Source organism: Pseudomonas sp. P1_F7 (assembly GCF_056405655.1).
In genome coordinates this window covers 131,504-152,255 of sequence record NZ_JBFUBR010000018.1, presented here as the reverse complement: position 1 = coordinate 152,255, position 20,752 = coordinate 131,504, and the positions used below count along the sequence as shown (strand labels likewise).

At 60.8% G+C, this 20,752-nt stretch carries 20 protein-coding genes; 14 read left to right on the top strand and 6 right to left on the bottom strand.

The genetic code is table 11. The annotated features are described in order from the left end of the window. Nucleotides 1–178: 178 nt before the first annotated feature. A complete protein-coding gene (locus AC1D1M_RS25550; RefSeq protein WP_477777772.1) occupies nt 179–1,123 on the bottom strand; it encodes a DMT family transporter in 945 nt (314 codons plus the stop codon). A gap of 90 nt (nt 1,124–1,213) precedes the next feature. Here AC1D1M_RS25550 and AC1D1M_RS25545 point away from each other — a divergent pair, with 90 nt between their 5' ends. Beyond that, nucleotides 1,214–2,149 (top strand): LysR substrate-binding domain-containing protein, encoded by a 936-nt coding sequence (locus AC1D1M_RS25545; protein ID WP_477777771.1) that lies wholly within the window; start codon nt 1,214–1,216, stop codon nt 2,147–2,149. A 67-nt stretch (nt 2,150–2,216) separates the two neighbouring features. Here the strand turns inward: AC1D1M_RS25545 and AC1D1M_RS25540 are convergent, their stop codons facing one another. Next, complete coding sequence (locus AC1D1M_RS25540; protein WP_477777770.1) at nt 2,217–2,918, bottom strand: alpha/beta fold hydrolase; 702 nt, start codon at nt 2,916–2,918, stop codon at nt 2,217–2,219. A 311-nt stretch (nt 2,919–3,229) separates the two neighbouring features. Between AC1D1M_RS25540 and AC1D1M_RS25535 the strand changes: the two genes are divergently transcribed. From AC1D1M_RS25535 to qhpG, 8 genes are all read left to right on the top strand, one after another. Beyond that, nucleotides 3,230–3,451, top strand: a complete 222-nt coding sequence (locus AC1D1M_RS25535; protein WP_477777769.1) for an AzlD family protein — start codon at nt 3,230–3,232, stop codon at nt 3,449–3,451. A 74-nt stretch (nt 3,452–3,525) separates the two neighbouring features. Further along, a complete protein-coding gene (locus AC1D1M_RS25530) occupies nt 3,526–4,164 on the top strand; it encodes a LysE family translocator (protein WP_477777768.1) in 639 nt (212 codons plus the stop codon). A gap of 93 nt (nt 4,165–4,257) precedes the next feature. Further along, on the top strand, nt 4,258–4,527 hold the full coding sequence (locus AC1D1M_RS25525; RefSeq protein ID WP_477777767.1) for a hypothetical protein: 270 nt from the start codon (nt 4,258–4,260) through the stop codon (nt 4,525–4,527). 18 nt (nt 4,528–4,545) lie between these two features. Beyond that, nucleotides 4,546–5,571 (top strand): histone deacetylase family protein, encoded by a 1,026-nt coding sequence (locus AC1D1M_RS25520; RefSeq protein ID WP_477777766.1) that lies wholly within the window; start codon nt 4,546–4,548, stop codon nt 5,569–5,571. Nucleotides 5,572–5,805: 234 nt separating this feature from the next. After that, a complete protein-coding gene (locus AC1D1M_RS25515) occupies nt 5,806–7,710 on the top strand; it encodes a sigma-54-dependent Fis family transcriptional regulator (protein ID WP_477777765.1) in 1,905 nt (634 codons plus the stop codon). Then, nucleotides 7,710–9,428, top strand: a complete 1,719-nt coding sequence (locus AC1D1M_RS25510; RefSeq protein ID WP_477777764.1) for an ABC transporter ATP-binding protein — start codon at nt 7,710–7,712, stop codon at nt 9,426–9,428. The genes AC1D1M_RS25515 and AC1D1M_RS25510 overlap by 1 nt, the downstream gene beginning before the upstream one ends. Continuing rightward, a complete protein-coding gene (gene qhpE, locus AC1D1M_RS25505) occupies nt 9,418–10,095 on the top strand; it encodes a subtilisin-like serine protease QhpE (protein WP_477777763.1) in 678 nt (225 codons plus the stop codon). The genes AC1D1M_RS25510 and qhpE overlap by 11 nt, the downstream gene beginning before the upstream one ends. Further along, nucleotides 10,092–11,390, top strand: coding sequence for a flavin-dependent monooxygenase QhpG (gene qhpG, locus AC1D1M_RS25500; RefSeq protein ID WP_477777762.1), 1,299 nt, complete (start codon nt 10,092–10,094; stop codon nt 11,388–11,390). The genes qhpE and qhpG overlap by 4 nt, the downstream gene beginning before the upstream one ends. Nucleotides 11,391–11,529: 139 nt before the next feature. Here the strand turns inward: qhpG and AC1D1M_RS25495 are convergent, their stop codons facing one another. Continuing rightward, nucleotides 11,530–13,020: an aldehyde dehydrogenase family protein gene (locus tag AC1D1M_RS25495; protein ID WP_477777761.1), complete on the bottom strand. Its 1,491-nt coding sequence runs from the start codon at nt 13,018–13,020 to the stop codon at nt 11,530–11,532. A 412-nt stretch (nt 13,021–13,432) separates the two neighbouring features. Between AC1D1M_RS25495 and peaA the strand changes: the two genes are divergently transcribed. The 4 genes from peaA to peaD all read left to right on the top strand — a co-directional run bounded on the left by peaA (nt 13,433) and on the right by peaD (nt 18,004). Continuing rightward, nucleotides 13,433–15,013, top strand: a complete 1,581-nt coding sequence (gene peaA, locus AC1D1M_RS25490; protein ID WP_477777760.1) for a quinohemoprotein amine dehydrogenase subunit alpha — start codon at nt 13,433–13,435, stop codon at nt 15,011–15,013. A gap of 95 nt (nt 15,014–15,108) precedes the next feature. Next, nucleotides 15,109–16,539, top strand: a complete 1,431-nt coding sequence (peaB, locus tag AC1D1M_RS25485; RefSeq protein ID WP_008056152.1) for a quinohemoprotein amine dehydrogenase maturation protein — start codon at nt 15,109–15,111, stop codon at nt 16,537–16,539. Nucleotide 16,540: 1 nt separating this feature from the next. Continuing rightward, on the top strand, nt 16,541–16,864 hold the full coding sequence (gene qhpC, locus AC1D1M_RS25480; protein ID WP_008016081.1) for a quinohemoprotein amine dehydrogenase subunit gamma: 324 nt from the start codon (nt 16,541–16,543) through the stop codon (nt 16,862–16,864). Between the two features lie 21 nt (nt 16,865–16,885). After that, nucleotides 16,886–18,004, top strand: a complete 1,119-nt coding sequence (gene peaD / locus AC1D1M_RS25475) for a quinohemoprotein amine dehydrogenase subunit beta (protein ID WP_477777759.1) — start codon at nt 16,886–16,888, stop codon at nt 18,002–18,004. Between the two features lie 140 nt (nt 18,005–18,144). Here the strand turns inward: peaD and AC1D1M_RS25470 are convergent, their stop codons facing one another. Beyond that, nucleotides 18,145–18,546, bottom strand: coding sequence for a lysozyme inhibitor LprI family protein (locus AC1D1M_RS25470; RefSeq protein ID WP_477777758.1), 402 nt, complete (start codon nt 18,544–18,546; stop codon nt 18,145–18,147). A 62-nt stretch (nt 18,547–18,608) separates the two neighbouring features. Further along, a complete protein-coding gene (locus AC1D1M_RS25465; protein WP_477777757.1) occupies nt 18,609–19,007 on the bottom strand; it encodes a GFA family protein in 399 nt (132 codons plus the stop codon). Between the two features lie 198 nt (nt 19,008–19,205). On the opposite strand from AC1D1M_RS25465, the gene AC1D1M_RS25460 reads away from it, so the two are divergent. After that, entirely contained in the window at nt 19,206–19,694 is a 489-nt protein-coding gene (locus AC1D1M_RS25460; RefSeq protein ID WP_477777756.1) for an SRPBCC family protein, read from the top strand. A gap of 286 nt (nt 19,695–19,980) precedes the next feature. Here the strand turns inward: AC1D1M_RS25460 and inhA are convergent, their stop codons facing one another. Next, the gene (gene inhA / locus AC1D1M_RS25455; RefSeq protein ID WP_477777755.1) at nt 19,981–20,667 is read right to left on the bottom strand and encodes an isonitrile hydratase; all 687 of its coding nucleotides are present in this window, start codon (nt 20,665–20,667) and stop codon (nt 19,981–19,983) included. Nucleotides 20,668–20,752 lie beyond the last annotated feature (85 nt).

Genomic DNA, 20,752 nt, shown 5'->3' with positions numbered 1-20,752 from the left:
AGTGGATTCGGATTCTGTATCGGGTCTGGCAGACCAGGACGCTCTACGATGAAACCACCTGTTTGAATGCCTTGAGGAAGCGTGGTTCATCGCTCCTCAAGAACCTCGATTTTGGTTGACTGACTTCCTCAGGGCGTGAAGCTGCCGGTCAGCACCGGCAGAAATCGGCCAACAGCGGCTACGGTTCAGCATGTTTCACCGGCAGCACCCTATGACGTTTCGCCGCCCAGACGACCCCGCCCACCAACAACACGATTGACATCACTTCCATCAAGCCAGGCACCCGCTGGCTGAACAGAAAACCGTATACACAGGCAAACAGCGTTTCAAACACGATCATCTGGCCACTCAACGACGTGGCCATTCGACGCGAGCAGGCATTCCACAGCCCATTGGCAACCCAAGAACCACAAAGTGCAAGGAACAGGCAGACCCACAGCAAAGTCATCCAGCGGCTGCTTTCTACCTGAGCGGGTACCAGATTCGGGAACAACATCAAGGCAGCGATGCCAAACACAACCGCCACGATGCCCGTCACGATACCCAGCAGCGTCGACCATTCGCCGCTGTTGAAATGGCTTTGTTTGAGATAACGGGCATTGTGGGTGGCGTACCACGACCAGCAGACAACACCGCTGAATCCGCAGGCAAGGCCCAGCAACTGGGAAGACAGTGAGGTACTCACCGCCCGCGCGCCTGAATGTTCCAGACTGACCGATACGATGCCCAGGAATACCAGCAACAAGGGCAGCTTGAGCTTTGTCAGGGGCAGGGACCCTGTATCGCCACGCCCCAGAAAGGTAATGGCAACCGGCATCATGCCGTTGATGAGGGCGGCCGCAGTCACCCCGCTCAGTTGTACGGAGGCGCCCAACAGCGCGTAGTTCAGGACATTTCCGGTCAATGACAGACGCAACAGCATCAAGGCATCGCTGCGCGTCAATCGTGAGAGCAGGCGGGATGCAATCGGTAAGGCCACGAGGAGCGAGAACAGCCCGTACAAGGCAAACCGCACACTGCTGATTAGCACGGCATTGAATTCCGGCAGCAGCGAAGGGGCGATAATCACCCCACCCCAGATGGCACCCGCCAATATCGCAAATAAAATCCCGCTGTTCATCATCTCGGCTCTGGCAGGCTATTTAGCGGCATTCTAGCCATGGTATATAAGCGCCACCTGCGATAAAAAGTTGGTCACCCATTCCTGTGCGGAATGTCGTGTCATAGCCACCCGCCTGGGAGAATCCTGATCAACCGTTACCTGCGCACCTTGCCCCCATTGGAGACTCTGATCACGTTTGAGGCCGTGGGACGACACGCCAGCTTCACGGGTGCCGCTGGCGAACTGTTTCTTACCCAGAGCGCCGTGAGCAAACAGATGCGCCAGCTTGAGGACTGCATGGGCGTTCCGCTTTTCGAGCGAAAACCACGGGGTGTCAAGTTGACCAGCGCAGGAGATGAGTTGCTGATGACAGTCAACGTGCTCCTCGCCACGATGTACCAAAGCGTCACGCGAATTCGCAATGTCCATCAGTCCAACGCCGTCTCGGTGCTGGCGACCCATGCCCTGGCCCAGTTCTGGCTGTTCCCGAAGCTGATCGAATTCAACAAGGCGTACCCCGACATCGCCGTGCATGTTCACGCGATCAACGAGTTCGATGAGGCTAGCCTCAATGATTTCGACGTGGGCATTCTCTATGGTTCTGGCGAATGGCCCTCGCTGGATAGCGATTTCCTGCTGCCGGAAATCGTCTATGCGGTGGCTCATCCTTCTCTGGATGTCTCGGGGATCAAGACGCTGGAACAATTGGCGCAGGCCAACCTGGTGCAGATCGACACTTGCGCCTGGCAGTGTCTGGACTGGCATCAATGGTTTGGCCACTTTGGCATCGACTACGTACCGCGGGACAAAGCCCCGGTCTTCAACCAGCTGACGTTGGCGTATCGTGCCGTGCAGCAAGGTATGGGCATCGGCCTGGCCTGGACGTTCATGGCTGATGAAGCGCTGGCCAAGGGAGAATTGCAGCGGGTTACGCCTTTGGAATGCGTGACGGGCAATGGCGAATTCCTGGTGTCGCTCAAGCATCGCAAGCGTTCTGCCTCTGCCGAGATATTTCGGCAGTGGCTCCTGGGATCAATGGGCGACTGACCAGCCAAAGCGAGCGGTCACAGGTGTCACTCAGCGGAGGTTAATCATGCGTAGGCTTCGCACGCCTTCAGCCCATCGTATCCAACCAATGCGACATCAACAGGGCGAGCTTTTCAGGCTGCTCCAAGGGAATCATGTGGCCTGATTCTTCCACCACTTCCACGCTGGCTCCCGGGATTGCGTCACGCAGCTCCTGTGCCTCTTCAGGCAATCTCAGTTTGTCCTGTGCACCGGCAATGATCAGGGTCGGGCAATGGATATTGCAGGACGAGATGTCGTCCCTGATCAACAGGGATTGTCTGGCAAATACTTCGTGGCCCATTCGTTCACCCATGTCACGAATACGGCCGATCAACGCTTTGTCGTTTGCCCGTTGTGGGTGCACCGATTGGGTAATCGAGACCGAACTCAAGCCACGAAACTGCCCTTGAGCAGATGCCTTCACTGCGGCTTGCTTGAGTTGCTGCTGCATAGGCGTGTCCGGGCGTAGTGATGTCGCAATCAACACCAGGCCCGCCACACGGTCAGGAAACTGTTGTACGAGTGACCTTGCGACGTAGCCGCCCAATGAAAAGCCGACCAGGAAAAACCTTGAAGGTGCGCCGGCAGCAATGTTCTGAGCAATCTCAGCGATAGTTTGTCCATGGAGCAGGTTCGCTCGATGAACCTTTCGATTCGATGGCAGATGCTCAACTACCTCGTCCCAGAGCGATTCGTCGAGCATGACGCCGGGAATCAGTACCAATGGCAGAGCATTTTCAGAGGACATGTTTGTCACCCCCAGGGACGTGGGCTGGTCCATCGCAGAGTGGGTCTCGTAATGCCCCTGCAACATGTGCGTACAGCGCATCTACAGCGCGTGAGCCTGTCGAGTCTCGGCTTCGGGTCAACACGACTTCCGCCACCGGCAATTCTGGCAGACCGTGCCGAGTATCCAGCACCTTGAGATGCGCCGGCAGGCTGCAACGAGTTACCACGGCCACCGCCAGGCCACTTTCCATCGCCGCCAATTGGCCGCTGACATTGGGGCTGTTGTAGACCACTCGGTACTCACGGCCCAGCCCAGAGATAGCGGCAAGTATGGCCGTGCGCAAACGCAAGCTCGGGCCACGTGCCCGCGCGCTAATGGAGGCCGAACCGGGGTGCGTGCTGATCTCGGTGATCGCTCCACACTTCGTCTCGCCTCATCCTGAAGAGTTGCTCGCATTGGGCATCACGCTGGTTGCCGCGTGGCGCTTGCCGATGCTGTTCACCGTCGCGATTGCTGTGGGGTCGCTGGCGGGGCTCCGATTGCTCCTGTAGGTGATGAGTAATTTGCATCATCAGGCAACGAAGCCTTCGGTAGTATGCCCTCAATTTTCTACGAGCCTGGAACCATGGACCCGAACACTCTGCTGGCTTTTACCCTGGTCGCTGCGATTGCCATCGCCAGCCCGGGGCCTGCGACATTAATGGCGATCAACAACAGCCTCGCCCATGGTCAACGCAGCGCGATATGGTCCTCGCTGGGCAATGCCAGTGGCCTGTTTTGCCTGTCGGCGGCAGCGATGCTGGGGTTGGGGGCGCTGCTTGCCAGCTCCGAATGGTTGTTCAATATGGTAAAGATCGTCGGCGCCGGGTATCTGTTCTATCTCGGGGTGAGGCAGTTGCTCAACAAGACGCCACTGCTGGCGGATGGCATTCAAGAGGGGCTGAGTCGCAAACCCACACGCCTGAAACTGTACAGGTCGGCGTTTTTTACCGCGCTGTCCAACCCCAAGGCGACTCTGTTTTTTACGGCGTTATTCCCGCAGTTCATCGATCAAGACGCAGCCCTGTTTCCACAATTTCTGATCCTGACCGCGATTTTCATGGCGCTCTCGGTGTCGTCGTTGAGCCTGTATGCCGCGCTGGCCTCGCGCGCCAAGGGCGTGCTGGTACGACCCGAGCTGTCCCGCTGGGTTAGCCGGGTGGTGGGGGTAACGTTCATTGGGTTTGGTGCTGCGATTCTCGCTATACGTAAGCAGACGGCCTAAGACATGAATGTTGATGAATGACCGTATATGGATTCAACCGGTCGATGCCACACAACTAAACTCGGTGTAAACCAGAAGTTTATAGTGATGCCTATGGAAACCTTCAACAGTATCGAATGCTTAGTGCAAAGCGCCAAAGTGGGCAGCTTCGCCGAAGCCGCGCAGGTGTTGTCCATTAAACAACAGTGCTGTGAATACAAAACCTGTGGCGAGGGAGCTTGCTCCCGCTTGAGTGCGCAGCACTCACAAAACCAGCAAGTCCTGCCAGAGTTTTGGGGCCGCTACGCAGCCCATCGTCGGAACACCGCCCGGAGCAAGCTCGCTCGCCTCAAAGTGCCCGCTCGGCCAAAAGATCTTCGTTAACTGACAGGTATTCATTCCATGCGCAGTTTTTTCCATCCCGAACAATTGCTCCACCATCCACGCAGCTATTACTCCCGTGGCCAGATGCGCACGCCGCAGGAAGTGCCGGAGCGTGCGCAGCGTCTGGTACAGGCGTCTCACGCATTGGGTTTCAAGGTCGAGCAACCGGCCGATGCCGGGCTCGAGCCGCTGCTGGCGGTGCACGGTGCGCCGTACCTCACGTTTTTGCAGGAAGCCCATCAGCGCTGGAAAGAGATTCCCGAGGATTGGGGCGACGAGGTGATGTCGAACATCTTCGTGCGCGAACCCAACGCCCTGCGCGGGATTCTCGCGCAAGCCGCGCGCTATCTGGCCGATGGCAGTTGCCCGGTGGGCGAGCAAACCTGGCGTTCGGCCTACTGGTCGGCGCAAAGCGCCATCGCCGGTGCCCAGGCGTTGCTTGATGGCGAGCCGGCAGCCTATGCCTTGTGCCGTCCACCGGGTCACCACGCCCGGGCGGAAGCGGCGGGTGGTTTCTGTTATGTGAACAACGCGGCGGTGGCGGCGCAGGTATTGCGCGCCGGTTTTTCGCGGGTAGCGGTGCTGGATACCGATATGCACCACGGTCAGGGGATTCAGGAGATCTTCTACGACCGTGATGACGTGCTCTACGTTTCGGTGCACGGCGATCCGACCAACTTCTATCCGGGTGTCGCTGGTTTTGCCGAAGAACGCGGTGCCGGGGCGGGCGAGGGATTCAACCTCAACCTGCCGATGGCCCATGGCGCCAGCGAAGCGGATTTCCTCGAGCAATTGGATGTAGCGCTGAAGGCGGTGACGGAGTTCGGTGCCGAGGTGCTGGTGCTGTCTCTGGGCTTCGACATTTTCGAGCTGGACCCGCAAAGCAAAGTGGCGGTGACCCGCGAGGGTTTTGCCGTGCTCGGCGAGCGGATTCGCAGCCTTGGGTTGCCGTGCCTGATCGTGCAGGAGGGCGGGTATCACCTGGAGAGTCTGGAGGACAATGCCAAGGCGTTTTTTGTCGGGCCTGAGGTTTGGCAGCTCTGAGTTTGACAGCGTCTGGAAGATTGCTATCGCGAGCAAGCTCGCTCCCACACTGGTCGGTGTTGAACGCAAATATGCGGTTCACCTCGGTCAACTGTGGGAGCGAGCTTGCTCGCGATGAACGATAACGCGGTCCATAAGCGCCCTACGGCACTTGCCATAGCCCTGACGTTAACGTAAAGATTGCTCCAGGGCGCCGACGCATGAAGGCGCAGGGTGGATGACCCGGAGCGCTTGATGACGCCAATAAAAACAAACTCCCCCAAACTGCATCGCGAAGCCCGGCTGGCCCGGGAAAAGCTGCACCTGGAAGGCGAAGTGCCGGATGGCGTCCTGCGTGCGGAAATCGATGCCTCGTGGCGACGCAGCCTGAGCCATGGCGTGCATTTCAATGCCAAGCACGAGCTGGCGCTGGAATCGAGTGCCAGCCTCGACGTGTTGCTGGCGAGCAACCGCTTGCTGATCGACGCCGCACTGCCGGCCATCGATTACCTGGCCGAGCGTCAGGGCAAGGAAGGGCTGATCATCCTCGCCAACTCCGACGCCACCATCCTCGCCGTCGAAGGTCGCGCCGACCGTCTCAAGGGCAGTGGCCTGCAGGACATCACCCTCGGCGCCTGCTGGAGCGAAGCGGTTCGCGGCACCAACGCCCTCGGCACGGCACTGGTGGAAGCCCGGCCGACCCTGATCGATTGCGGCGAACATTATCTGGATCGCCTCAGTGATTTTTCCTGCACCTCGGTGCCGATCCATTGCCCTCAGGGCGACATTCTTGGCGTTCTCGACCTGACCCGCGAAGGCCCCCTCGGCCGCGCCCACGACAGCACTGCGCTGCTGGCCATGGCCGTCAGCCAGATCGAAAGCCGGGTGTTCAACGCCAGTTATCCGGACGAAATCGTCCTCGCTTTCCACAGCCGCAGGCAGTATCTGGAATCTCCGTGGCAAGGCTTGCTGGCCGTGAGCCTCGGCGGGCAGATCCTGGCGGTCAGCGCCCAGGCTTGCCAGTTGCTCCACGCCGAGCGCTCGGCCCTGGTCGGCCGGCGCTGCGAGGAGTTTCTCGGAGTCGACGGCCTGCAGTTGCTGGCGCGCCTGCATCAAGGTGGGGCCGGCAGCCTGCAAACCGCCAAAGGTGAGTTCTTCTACAAAACCCTGCGTGCGCCGCAACGCACGATCAACGTCAGCAGCCCGTCGCGCACTACGGCGAAAACTGCCAAGGCACAACCGGATCTGGAAACGCTGGCCGGCAGCAATACCCGCTACGCCCGTGCCTTGCGCATGGCCCGCCAAGGCCTGGCCAATGAACTGCCGGTCCTGTTACTGGGCGAAACCGGCACCGGTAAAGAGGTCATCGCCCGTGCCCTGCACATGGCCGGAGCGCGCTGCGACAAACCCTTCGTGGCGGTGAACTGCGCGGCGATTCCCGAAGGCCTGATCGAGTCCGAACTGTTCGGCTATCGCGAAGGCGCGTTCACCGGTTCACGCCGGGGCGGAATGGTCGGGCGCCTGCAACAGGCCCACGGCGGCACCTTATTCCTCGATGAAATCGGCGACATGCCATTGGCCTTGCAGGCCCGGCTGTTGCGGGTGTTGCAGGATCGCAAGGTCGCGCCCCTGGGCGCTGGCGAAGAGCAGGACATCGACGTCGCGCTGATCTGCGCCACCCACCGCGACCTCAAGCGTCTGGTGGAAGAAAAACACTTTCGCGAGGACCTGTTCTACCGGGTCAACGGCATCAGCGTGATGCTCCCGGCCCTGCGCGAGCGCGAAGATTTCGCCGCGCTGGTCAGCCGCATGCTGACGACACTGGGCGCACCCACCGTGGTCCTGCACGACGATCTCGATCGCTTGCTCAGCGGCTATCACTGGCCGGGCAACATCCGCCAACTGGAGATGGTCCTGCGCACCGCGCTGGCCATGCGCGAACCGGGTGAAACCGCGCTGACCCTCGACCACTTGCCCGACAGCATGCTCGACGAGTTGACCGCCAGCGAACGGCCCCAGGCCGGCAGCATCCGGGAAAACGAACTGGAGCTGATTCGTCAGTCCCTGGACACGCACCAGGGCAACGTCTCGGCCGCCGCCGACGCCTTGGGCATCAGCCGCGCGACGCTTTATCGCAAGCTCAAACAGTTGCGTTCGTGATGCAGCGCTTGATCGTTCGGCTGATCGACAGCCAGAACCCCGAGGCCCTGCAAGCATCGCTGCGCTGGCTGTACAGCTTCGTGCGACCGCATCGCCTGGCGATTGCCGGGCTGCTGGGTTTGTCGGTCTGCGCCTCGGCGCTGGTGCTGGTGCAGCCGTGGCTGACCAAACTGCTGATCGACGATGGCCTGTTGGCGCGCAACTTCCCGATGCTGGTGTTGATTGCCGGGCTGATGATCGTTGCCGGGTTGTTGGGCACGGCGCTTTCGGGCATCAACCGCTACCTGCACACGCGACTGTCCGGGCGCATGCTGTTTGCCCTGCGCGATGACCTGTACCGGCATTTGCAAACCCTGTCGCCGGGCTTTTACGGCCAGCGGCGCATCGGCGACCTGATGTCGCGCCTCGATGGCGACGTCGCGGAAATCCAGCGTTTCGCAGTGGACTCGCTGTTCTCGGCCGTGTCGAGTGTGATCGGTCTGGTGGTTGCCATCGCGATGCTGTTGACGTTGTCCTGGAAACTCTCGCTGCTGGCCCTGGTGCTGATTCCCCTTGATGTCCTTTGGCTGCGCTGGATGCGGCGCAAGGTCGAGCGCGATGTGCGGCAGTTGCGCGAGCGTTCGGCGGACATGTCGTCGTTCATGGTCGAGACATTGCCGGTGATGAAGTTCATCCAGTCCGCCGGCCAGCAACAGCGCGAGGCGCGGCGCCTCGAGACGCTGGGCCAGGGCTACATGAGCCAGTTGCTGCGCCTGCAAGTCACCGAGTTCTTCACCCAGGCCGTGCCCGGCACGCTGACCTCGCTGTCCCGGGCCTGCGCATTTCTGATCGGCGGTTACTGGGTGGTGCAGGGCACCTGGCAACTTGGCGCGCTGATTGCGTTTTCCACTTACCTGGGCATGGCCGTGGGGCCGGTGCAGAGCTTGCTCGGGCTCTACGTTGCCATTCAGCGGATGACCGTCAGCCTCGGCCGGGTCATGGAGTTGCGCGGCGAACAACCGACCGTGTTGACACCTGCCACGCCACGGGCAATGCCCAACGGCGGCGACCTGTGGTTCGACAACGTGCACTTCGCCCATCCCGGCCGCCAGTCGACCCTGCGCGGCATCGAAGCGCGAATTCCCTACGGTATGAAAGTGGCCCTCAGCGGCGGCTCCGGCGTGGGCAAATCCACCCTGATCGACCTGCTGCAACGTCATCACGATCCGCAATCGGGCCGGGTACTGCTGGGTGACGTCGATCTGCGCGAACTGGACCTGTTCCAGTTGCGTCGGCGCATCGCCATTGTCAGCCAGGACATCGTGCTGTTTCGCGGCAGCCTCGCCGACAACCTGGCCTATGCGGTGCCGGACGCCAGCCGTGAGGCGATTGCCGAAGTGGCTCGACTGGCGCAACTCGACAGCCTGATCGAGTTGTTGCCCGAAGGCCTCGACAGCCCGTTGGGCGAGCGGGGCCAGCAGTTATCCGGTGGGCAGAAGCAACGCATCGCGATTGCCCGGGCGCTGTTGCAGGACCCTTTGATCCTGGTACTCGATGAAGCCACTTCCGCGGTGGATGAAGCCACCGAGCGCGAGGTCATCGACGCCATCGACCGCTTGTTTGCCGGGCGTACGCGCATCCTGATCAGCCATCGCCCCTCAACCCTGGCCGATGCCGATCTGCGTTTCGAGTTGCTCGACGGCGTGCTGACTTCGAAAACGGTGCTGCATGAAACCTGAGCTGCGCATTGGTGTGGTGGACAGCGGCCACTCGGCGGCACAACGGGTGCAAGTGATCGCCGGTCGGCGCTTTTCATTGCTTGAAGACGGCCTGGCCGAGGGCGACTTGCGCGAAGACCCGCTGGGGCATGGCAGTGCGGTGATCGAGGCGATCGGCCGGCGTGCACCCTCGGCGCTGTTTTGCGTGGCTCAGGTGTTCGACCAGCGGGGTGTCACCAGCGCCTTGCAGATCGCCACGGCGATTGACTGGCTGCTGACGCAGGACGTGCGACTGATCAATCTGAGCCTTGGCCTGCGCCAGGATCGCAGCCTGCTACGCGCGGCCTGCGCGGCGGCGGTGGCAAGGGGCGTGTTGCTGTGTGCGTCGAGCCCGGCCCAGGGCGAAGGGGTGTTTCCGGCGAACTATCCGCAGGTGTTGCGGGTGACCGGCGATGCGCGGTGCGCCGAGCAGGAATGGTCGTGGCTCAACAGCGCCCAGGCGGATTTCGCCGCGTGTGTGCATGGCACCTACCCGGGGCAATCCGGGGCGAGCCTCGGTTGTGCCGCCTTGAGCGGGCACATCGCCGGGTTCCTTGCCGAACAGCCTGACGCCAGCAATGCGCAAGTCATCGGGTGGTTGCGCGAGCATGCCCGTTACCGTGGCCCTGAACGGCGTTTCGGGCCATGACCGACATCGTCATTCTTGGCGCCGGGCCGGCCGGCGCCGCCGTCGCACTGGGACTGCGGCGGCTGGGCCATGGCGTCACGCTGATCAGCGAATGGCGCCGGTTTGCCGCGCTCGAAGGCGTGTCGGTGCGGGTGCTGGAGGCTTTGCGCAGTGCGGGCCTGCAACAGGCGCTGGCGCAGGCGACACTGCCTTCTCAACGCCAGGTGAGCTGGAATGGCCAACACCATGCGCAGAACATCGAATACTTGCTCGACCGTCCGGTGTTTGACCGAGGCCTGCGCGAGGATTTGCGCCTGGCGGGGGTCGAGCTGATCGAAGGCCGGGTGCTGACGGTTCAGTCATCGGCCAATGGCCATCGAATCGAAATCGACGGACGAGAACCGCTGCTCGCACCGTTTCTCGTGGAAGCCCGCGGACGTCAGGCCCCCGCTATAGGCAAGGGGATGCGTGGCCCCGAGACCGTCAGTTTGCTCAATCGCTGGCAGGGTTCGCCAGGCAGCACCGCCAGCGCCGTGGAGAGCCTTGAGGACGGCTGGGCGTGGATGGCGCGGCGCGCCGACGGCCAGTGTTACTGGCAATGGACGGTGGACGTGGCCAGCGCCGGGTTGCCGGGTAAGGCTATGTTGCTCGAGTACTGCCGGCAGCGGCGCCAGGGTTCGAAGCTGGCCGCCGCATTTTTTGCTGGCGAAGCGGAGTGTGATCTACAACTGCACGCCCGCAGCAGCACGGCGATTCTGAGCCCGCAGGTGTGTGGCGAAAACTGGATTAGGGTCGGTGATGCGGCAATGGCCGTCGACCCGTTGTCGGGCAACGGGATCTTTCAGTCGTTGTCTTCGGCGTTGCAGGCGCCAGCGGTGATCAACACGCTGCTGTGCAAACCCGAACGGGCGGCTCTGGCCCAGCGTTTCCACCAGCAGCGGGTGGAGCAGTTGTTTTTGCGATTTGCGCGGATCGGCCGGGATTTTTATGCCGATGAGCAACGCTGGCTGGATCGGTCGTTCTGGCAGGCACGACGGAACTGGCCGGACGCCGAGGTGGCCCATGCCGAGGCGGATTTCAATGCGCTGAGGATCGAGCGGGCGCCGGTGTTGCGTGATGGGCTGGTCGATGAAGCCGAGGTGGTGATCACGGCGGACCAGCCGTTGGGGATCTGGCATGTGCATGGGGTTGAGGTGGCGGCGTTGGTGTGGCGGTTTAAGCACGGCGAGCCTGCGGACCAGGTGTTGGCCGGGTTGACGGTCGAGCAGGGAAGGATGGTCAGGAGTTGGTTGTTGGCTCAGGGTTTCAAACCCTGAGATTTGAGCTGTCTGGACCGGCCTCATCGCGAGCAAGCTCGCTCCCACAGTGGATTTGTGTTGAGCCATGATCCTGAGATCGACGCAAAACCCTGTGGGAGCGAGCTTGCTCGCGATGGCGGCCTGAAGAACGCCGCTATTACAACTTGATCAACACCGACTTCAACTCGGTGTAATGCTCGATCGCCGCATACCCCATCTCACGTCCGACTCCGGACATCTTGTAGCCGCCGAACGGCAACGCCGGGTCCAGGGCGCTGTGGCAGTTGACCCACACCGAGCCGGACTTGATCCGCGGAATCATCCGGTGCACCGCCGCCAGGTCATTGGACCAGATGCTCGCGCCCAATCCATACGGACTGTCATTGGCCATGCGCAATGCATCGGCCTCATCATCGAACGGGATGGCCACCAGCACCGGCCCGAAGATTTCTTCCTGCACCAGTGAGTGCTTCTGATCGACGTCGACAATCACCGTCGGCTTGACGAAGAATCCCGGGCCGAATTGCTCACCGCCGCAGGCGATGGTCGCGCCGCTTTCCCGGCCCTTTTCGATGTACCCGTAGACGCGCTCCTGCTGGCGCGCCGAGATCAACGGCCCCATGTCGACACTCGGATCCAGGCCGTTGCCGAGTTTCATGGCGTTGGCGATATCGCTGATGTCCGCCACCACATTGTCGAAGTGCTTGCGCTGCACATACAACCTGGAGCCGGCGCAGCAAACCTGGCCCTGGTTGAAAAAGATCGCGCTGGCAGCCCCGGCCGCGGCGGTTTTCAGATCGGCGTCGGCCATGACGATGGTCGGCGATTTGCCGCCCAGCTCCAAGGTGACCCGGGTCATGGAGTCCATGGCGATCTTGCCGATCTGCTTGCCCACGGCGGTGGAGCCGGTGAAGGTCAGCTTGTCCACCAGCGGGTTATGGGTCAGGGCCGAACCTGCGGTGATGCCGGTGCCGGTGACCACGTTGAACACACCTTCGGGATAACCGGCTTCCAGCACCAGCTCGGCGAGTTTCAGCGCGGTCAGCGGGGTTTCGTCGGCGGGCTTGAGCACCACGGTACAACCGGTGGCCAGGGCCGGACCGAGTTTCCAGCAGGCCAGCAACAGCGGGAAGTTCCAGGCGACGATGGCGCCGACCACACCCACCGCTTCGCGTCGGATAAAACTGTGGAACTGGTCGTTGGGCATCAGCAGTGCCGACACGTCAACCGTAGAACCTTCGATCTTGGTCGCCCAACCGGCCATGTAGCGCAGGAAGTCGATGGCCAGTTGCACGTCCATCACCTGGGCCACCGCCGCGCTTTTACCGTTGTTCAGGCATTCCAGTTGCGCCAGCAGCTCGGCGTCGCGCTGCATCAGGTCGGCGAGTTTCCATAACAGATTCTGCCGCTCCCGGGGGCGGGTGCGGGTCCAGGCCGAATCGTCGAACGCCTGGCGGGCGGCGAGGACCGCACGGTCGACATCTTCCGGCGTTGCCCGTGGCACCACGCACAACACCTCACCGGTGGCCGGGTTGTGCAGGGGCATGGTCTGGCCATCGGCGGCCTCGACCCAGTCACCGCCGATGAGCATGCGCGGGGCACGCTGGATGAATGCCGAAGTGGCGGGAAGCACATTTGGAAGCGACATGTTGAAACCTCGTCTTGTTCGTGTGGCGAGGTCTTCGCAATGGCTGTGCCAGTTGTGTTTATTTGGGTGAAAGGCCTGATTTGGCGGGGGTTGTTGGTTATTTACCAATTCCAGGGAGGAGAGTGCGCGTCGCAAATTGCGACGCGGTGAGACAAACGAAGATCCTATGCTTGTCTCAGAGTGCAACAGATGTCGCGATATTAGACGCAAGCCCCCACCTGCGACCGGGGCAAAACACCCGATATTTTTTCCAAATGACTGATAAATATCACTATTCATAAGCTGGCACGCTCCGTGTATTGCTCACCGCAGACGTTTCTCTTGCCTCCGTCAGCGGATCAACGCCGGCGGCAGAAACCATAAAAACGATAAGCCACAACAATAAGAACGCACCGTGCGAGGTTCGACGTTGATGAAGAGAAAACTCCGATCAGGCATGAGCGCCAGCCTGCTGGCCGTAGCCGCTTGTGTAGCGCTGCATTCGCCTCATAGCCTGGCAGCCCGCGACGCCCAGACCATCCTCAAGGAAACCTGTCAGGGCTGTCACACCCCCGAAGCCGATAACGCCCTCAGCCGCATCAGCCACCAGCGCAAAACGCCGGAAGGCTGGCTGATGAGCATTGCCCGGATGCAGACCATGCACGGTTTGCAGATCAGCGATGACGACCGCCGGACGCTGGTCAAGTACCTGGCCGACACCCAGGGTCTGGCGCCGAGCGAAACCGATGGCGTGCGTTATGCGCTGGAGCGTCGACTCAACACCGTCGAGCATTTCGACGACCAGACCAGCCAGATGTGCGGTCGCTGCCACTCCGGTGCACGGGTGGCCCTGCAACGGCGTCCGGCGCAGGAATGGGAACGCCTGGTGAACTTCCACCTCGGTCAGTGGCCGTCCCTGGAGTATCAGGCGCTGGCCCGTGACCGTGACTGGTTCGACATCGCCCGCAAAGACATGGTGCCGCTGCTGGCCAAGCGTTATCCGCTGGACAACCCGGCCTGGAAAAAATGGCAGAGCGCGGCGCCGAAAGCCGATGCCCTGGTGGGCGACTGGAGCTTCAGCGGCCACTTGCCGGGCAAGGGTGAGCTGGCCGGTGTCATGAGCGTAACCGCCGATGGCAGCGACACCTTCAAGGTCAGCGTCAAAGGCCAGTACGCCGATGGCAGCCCGTTCAATGGTGACGGCAGTGCGATTCTCTACACCGGCTACGAATGGCGCGGCAACGTGACGATCGATGGCGTGACCATGCGCCAAGTGTTCGCCGCCCAGGGCAATGCGATGCAGGGCCGGATGTTCGAGGCCGAGCACGACGAGCGTGGTCTGGACTTCGTCGCCGCCAAACAGGGTTCCAACCGTTTGCTGGCGGTACAGCCGGGCTATCTGAAGGCCGGCAGCGAAACCGAAGTGACCCTGATCGGTAGCGGCCTGAGCGGCAAGCCGGACTTCGGCAAAGGTGTGGAAGTGGTCGAAGTGGTCGAGCAGAGCCCTGAGCGGATCAAGGTCAAGCTCAAGGCGGCGGCCAATGCCCAACCGGGTGCGCGCGCGGTCACCGTCGGCACGCTGAAAGGCCCGAGTCTGTCGGTGTACAGCAAAATTGATGCAGTCAAAGTGGTGCCGGAATTCTCGGTTGCGCGGATTGGCGAGGGCGGTGGTTCGACGCCGAAAGTCCAGGGCCGTTTCGACGCGGAAGCCTGGGGCAAGGGCGCTGACGGCAAGCCGTACCGCATCGGTGTGTTCCCGGCGCAGTGGAAGGTCGAGGCCTTCGACGACCGCGCCAAGGAAGACGAAGACGTCAAGTTCGCCGGCACCATGCAGGCCGACACCGGCGTGTTCACCCCGGGCGATGCCGGGCCGAACCCGGCACGCAAGATGTCCACCAACAATGCCGGCAACCTCAAGGTGATCGCCGCCGTCGACGACGCAGGGAAATCCCTGACCGGCGAAGGCCACATGATCGTGACCGTGCAACGCTGGAACAATCCACCCATTCCGTGATGTTGAAACGTGAGCTGCGCTGAAAGCAAAGGCTTCAGACACTTTTTCGGAATGACCGCAGGCCCTCAAAGCAGGGCCTGCACAGGAGGTTTGCCATGGGCGCTATCTTGAATCTGGTCGAACGCAACCTGCACGAAGTGCAGGTCGATGCCGACCGCATGCTGTTTCACATCCCCAGCAGTTCGCTGTTCGCCAGCGATGAACTGACGGGCACCATCATCGATACCTTGCGCGGGCCAGGTTGCTCCTCGGACGACTTGATCCAGCGCCTGGCCGCGCGTTTCAACGGCGAAGAAATCACCGAGACCCTGCGCGAGCTGATGGCCCTGGAACTGGTCAGCGACGGTTCGCCGCTGACCCCGGACATCGCCACCAAGCGTGTCGAGCGCACGGCAATCAATACCGTGGTGCTCAACGTCAACACCGGCTGCAACCTGAGCTGCACGTATTGCTACAAGGAAGACCTCGACAAGCCGTCGGCGGGCAAGAAGATGGACGTCGAAACGGCGATCGCCTCGGTGGAAATGCTGCTGCGCGAATCCCCGGACGAAGAGCGTTTCACCGTGGTGTTCTTTGGTGGCGAACCGCTGAGCAACCGCAAGCTGATCGAGTACATGGTCGACTACTGTGAGAAGCGTTTTCGCGAGGCGGGCAAGTTCGTCGAATTCGTCATGACCACCAACGCCACGCTGCTCACCGAAGAAACCGTGGACTACCTCAACGCCCACCGTTTCGGGCTGTCGGTCAGCATCGACGGGCCGAAGACCGTGCACGACCGCAACCGCATCACCGTGGGCGGGCAGGGTACGTACGACGTGGTGCGGCGCAAGGCCGAGATGCTGCTGTCGCGCTACAACAGCCGTCCGGTCGGCGCCCGGGTGACCCTGACCACCGGCGTGACCGACGTCGAAACCATCTGGGATCACCTGTTCAACGAACTGGGTTTTGCCGAAGTCGGCTTTGCCCCGGTGACCTCCGGCGACATCAGCAGCTTCAACCTCACCAGCGATGAACTGGTGCAGGTGTTCGCCAACATGAAGGCCCTTGGTCGTCGCTATCTGGAAGCAGCGCTGGAGCACCGCAACATCGGTTTCTCCAACCTGCACCAACTCATCACCGACATCCACGAAGGCCACAAGAAAGCCCTGCCATGCGGCGCGGGCCTGAAGATGCTGGCGGTGGATCACAAAGGCGAGCTGAACCTGTGCCACCGCTTTACCGGTTCGAGCCTGCCGACCTTCGGCAACGTCCATAGCGGCGTGAAACAGGTGGAGTTGAACGACTTCCTGTCCCAGCGCCTGGACCGCACCAACACCGGCTGCGAGGACTGCCAGATCCGCAACCTGTGTTCCGGCGGCTGCTACCACGAGAGCTACGCCCGCTACGGTGACCCGACGCACCCGACCTATCACTACTGCGAACTGATGCGTGACTGGGTCGACTTCGGCATCGAGGTCTACACCCGGATCATGGCCAATAACCCTGCGTTCATCAGCAGTTACATCACTCCGCGCAAGGCTCACTGATATGAAACATCTCAAGGCAATCAATAACAAAGCGTTGAAGCTGGATCAGGCCGCGGATGAAAACCGCATTGAAGAAGTGGTGGCCATGAGTTCCGTGGCGGGCTGTGCCTCGACCACCGACCCGGGCTGGGAAATCGATGCGTTTGGCGGTGTGTCGTCGCTGTGCCAGCCGATGGAGGCCGACCTCTACGGTTGCTCCGACCCGTGCTGGTGGCCGGCCCAGGTGCCCGACATGATGAGCACCTACCCGGACTGGAACAAGGATGCCCAGGCGTCCAACGACAACTGGCGCAACCTCGGCACTGTCTTCCCCAAAGACAAGTGATCACAGAAGAAGGATTCCAGCATGCGTAACATCAAAGCCTGCGGCCTGGCCGCGTTCGCCGTCCTGAGCAGCTGTTCGGTCAGTGTTCTGGCCGATGAAAACACCGCGTTGCAAGCCGGTCACGAATACATGTTGACCACCAATTACCCCAACAACCTGCACGTGATCGACCTGGCCACCGACACCCTGTTCAAAACCTGCAAGATGCCCGACGCCTTCGGCCCCGGTACGGTGCAGTTGTCGCCGGATCGCAAGACCGCCTACGTGCTGAACAATCACTATGCGGATGTCTACGGCGTTGAACTGGACAGTTGCAAACAGGTGTTCCACGCCAGCATCACCCAGAAGCCGGGGGAGAAAGCGCGCTCGATGTTTGCTTTCACCCTCAGCCACGATGGCAAGGAACTGTTCACTGTCGCCAATCCGACCTTGATGCTCAACGACCGCTATGAAGTGCAGCAGCCTCGGCTAGACGTATTTGCCACCAACGCTGGCATGGACGCCAAGCCGGTGCGCAGTTTCCCGGCACCGCGGCAGCTGACAATCATGCAGAGCGGTGACGACGGCACCTTGTATGTAGCCGGGGCGGACGTCTACAAGGTCAATGTACAAACCGGCAAGTTCGACGTGCTGATCCCCAGCCGTCACTGGAAACGCCCGAACTACAGCGCGCCGGACGTGCTCTACGTGTGGAACCAGCAAACGTATCGGCATGACTTCTCGCTGCTCTACACCGCGGCGAAATTCAAGGACAAGAAACAGGACCCGGCCACCGCCGAATACCTGTACGGCCTGTTCAGCGTCGACCTGAAGACCGGCAAGACCGAAACCACCGACTTCGGCCCTCTGACCGAAATCTACTTCAGCGGCATGCGCTCGCCCAAGGACCCGAACCTGATGTTCGGCGTGCTCAACCGCCTGGCCAAGTACGACATCAAGCAGAAGAAAATGCTCCAGTCCGCCACGCTCGATCATTCCTACTACTGCATTTCCTTCAACAAGGAGGGCAGCAAGATCTACCTGGCGGGGACCTTCAACGATGTGGCGATCTTTGATGCCGACAGCCTCAAGCAAACGGGTAGCATCAAGTTGCCGGGTGGAGACATGGCGATTACCACGGCGCAGATTTTTGTCCGGTAAATTGCGGCGCCTGAACTGACGCCAATCGCGAGCAAGCTCGCTCCCACAGGGTTTTCGATCGTTCACAAAATTTGTGATCACCGAAAATCCACTGTGGGAGCGAGCTTGCTCGCGATGAGGCCCTTACAGGCGCTAGAGATTCAAACCCCCGGCACCGGACACCCCAAATCCCCCTCCTGGCACTTCAGGTAAGTCTTGAACGTCTCCACCCGCGCCTTGGTCAATTCAGTCACGCAATTGCTGTAGATCAGCGGATACACACTTCCGCCTTCCACCCCGGACGCCGAGAACCTGCACTCGGCATCGCGGAACGCAACCCACGCCCGCTGCGCACCCACCAGCAACTTCTTGCTGTCCGGGTTGCTCTTGAGGCGCGAAGTGATTTGCTGGTAAAGCGCATTCAACTCCTTATCCGCCGCCGCATGCTGCTGCGCCGCGCACTGGTTCATCGCCGCCTGGTCGCTGGCATTGTCGCAGTCCACGGCGAACGACATGGAGGTAAACATCAGGGGCGTCAGCGCCATTAGTAAGCGTGGGTTCATGCTCGAGTGCTCGCTGTGACCGAATGAGAGATGCAGTGTAGCGCCGAGGGGCATTCAGCCCGCTACGCTTGCCATTGCGCGTGTTTTTCCACCGAATCGTATTCCAGCCATGGCACGTCATGGGCCGTCCAGATATGTGCCTGGGGCGTCATCTGCGGATCGGTATCCAGTGTCGCTACCCGAACGATCACGTGCGGCTGGGTGGGCCGTTCGGCTATCAGGTGTGAACCGCAGGCCGAACAGAAATACCGAAACTTGCCCGGCGACGATTCATGGCGGCTCAGGCGATCCTGGCCCTTGGTCCAGCGAAAATGCTCGCGCATGACCCCGGCGGTGGATGCAAAAGCCGCCGCGTGAGCCTTGCGACAGGTTTGGCAATGGCAATGGCTGATGGGCATGTCGAGGCTGTCGAGTTGGTATTCGATAGCCTTGCACAGGCAACTGCCGCGCAGTTTTTTCATGTCGCTATCCTTTTCGATGCTATTTCGAGGGAGAACATTAGCAGTTTCGATTCTCTGACTATTTTCCCGCTCCAGAACTTATTGTCGTAAATGCAACCGAATATCTCAGGCATGGTTGATTGCACATCCCGATTGGTACAACTTTAGAGTTGGTCTTATGGTCTTACTGACCTACTGTTCAAGTACAGGAGGTGACTTATGAACCCAGCATCTGATCGCATCGAAAGGAAAATCCTGCTCAAGGCCAAGCGTTCTCAGGTCTGGCGCGTGCTGGCCAATGCCGAATTGTTCGGACAGTGGTTTGGCGTGGCGCTGGAAGGCAAGCGTTTTGTGGCAGGCGAGTGGACCCAGGGGCAGGTTACCTATCCCGGTTATGAGCATTTGCGCTGGAACGTACTGGTAGAGCGGGTCGAGCCGGAAAGGCTGTTTTCGTTTCGCTGGCACCCTTATGCCGTGAATCCGGAAGTCGATTACTCCCAGGAACCCACCACATTGGTGAAGTTCGAGCTCGAAGACATGGACAACGGCACGTTGCTCAAGGTCTCCGAATCCGGTTTCGATCACGTTCCCCAGGCCCGTCGCGAAAGGGCTTTCCGCATGGACAGTCGTGGCTGGGAAGAGCAAATGAACAATATCGAGCAGTTTTTGATCGACAGTGCCAAAGCCCACGAGCAACAGAGTGGCTGAAGTCGGCTCGAAACCTGAGGCGTCTAAGGGTTTTCGGAAGGTGGTTTATAGCGAATGTCTTACACGCGATGGTAGCGATGTCGCCTGTTGCAGATTGGATCCGATGCGTAATCTGGCCTTACCCACTGAAGCACAGGATGTGCTCAGGATCATGGATGATCGACCATATGCAAGGAACGCTACGACAAGGAGTCGTCATGGTCTTGGAAAAACCCGCTTCGGCGGGTTTTTTTGTGGGCGCATGAAAAGTCGTGGCGGCAGGAACCGGGTTCCCGCCGCCGTTTTTTCACTGTCGGTCGAGTTTCGCCGCTGCACGCTCGGTGATTTGCGCCCGCAGCTTCAACGAACCGGCAGCCCGCTGGCGAGCTTCTTCCAGCACACTGGCCGGGGCCGTCTCGGGGCTGCCCGCGGTAAACGGCGGGGCCGGGGCATATTCCAGTTGCAACTGCACCAGCTCGGCGGTGGCCTGGTCGAACAGCTCGGCGGCCAGGGTCAGGGCGAAGTCGATACCGGCTGTAATTCCGCCACCGGTCAGCAGATTGCCGTCGCGAACCACCCGATCTTTCACCGCGATTGCGCCCAGCGGCTTGAGCAGTTCGTGATACGCCCAGTGGGTGGTGGCGCGTTTGCCCTTGAGCAATCCCGCCGCGCCCAGCACCAGCGCGCCGGTGCACACCGACGTGATGTAGCGAGCGTTGGCGGCCTGAGCCTTGAGAAAGTCCAGGGTCTGGTCATCTTCCATCAAGGGGCCGACGCCACTGCCACCGGGCACGCAGATCACGTCCAGTGCCGGGCAATCGTCGAAGGTGGTGGTCGGTTTCAACAGCAGGCCGGTGCTGGCGGTGACCGGCATCAGGTCTTTCCAGATCAGATGCACTTTCACATCCGGCAGCGAGGCCAGCACGTCATAAGGGCCGGTCAGGTCCAGTTGCTGAACCTGTGGAAACAACAGAAAACCGATCTGCAACGTCATGGTGTTTTTTCTCGTGAAGTGGGTGGACGGTTTGACTCTAGGCTCGTAGGCTTTGGCGTATACGCCAATATCCCCACGAATTACG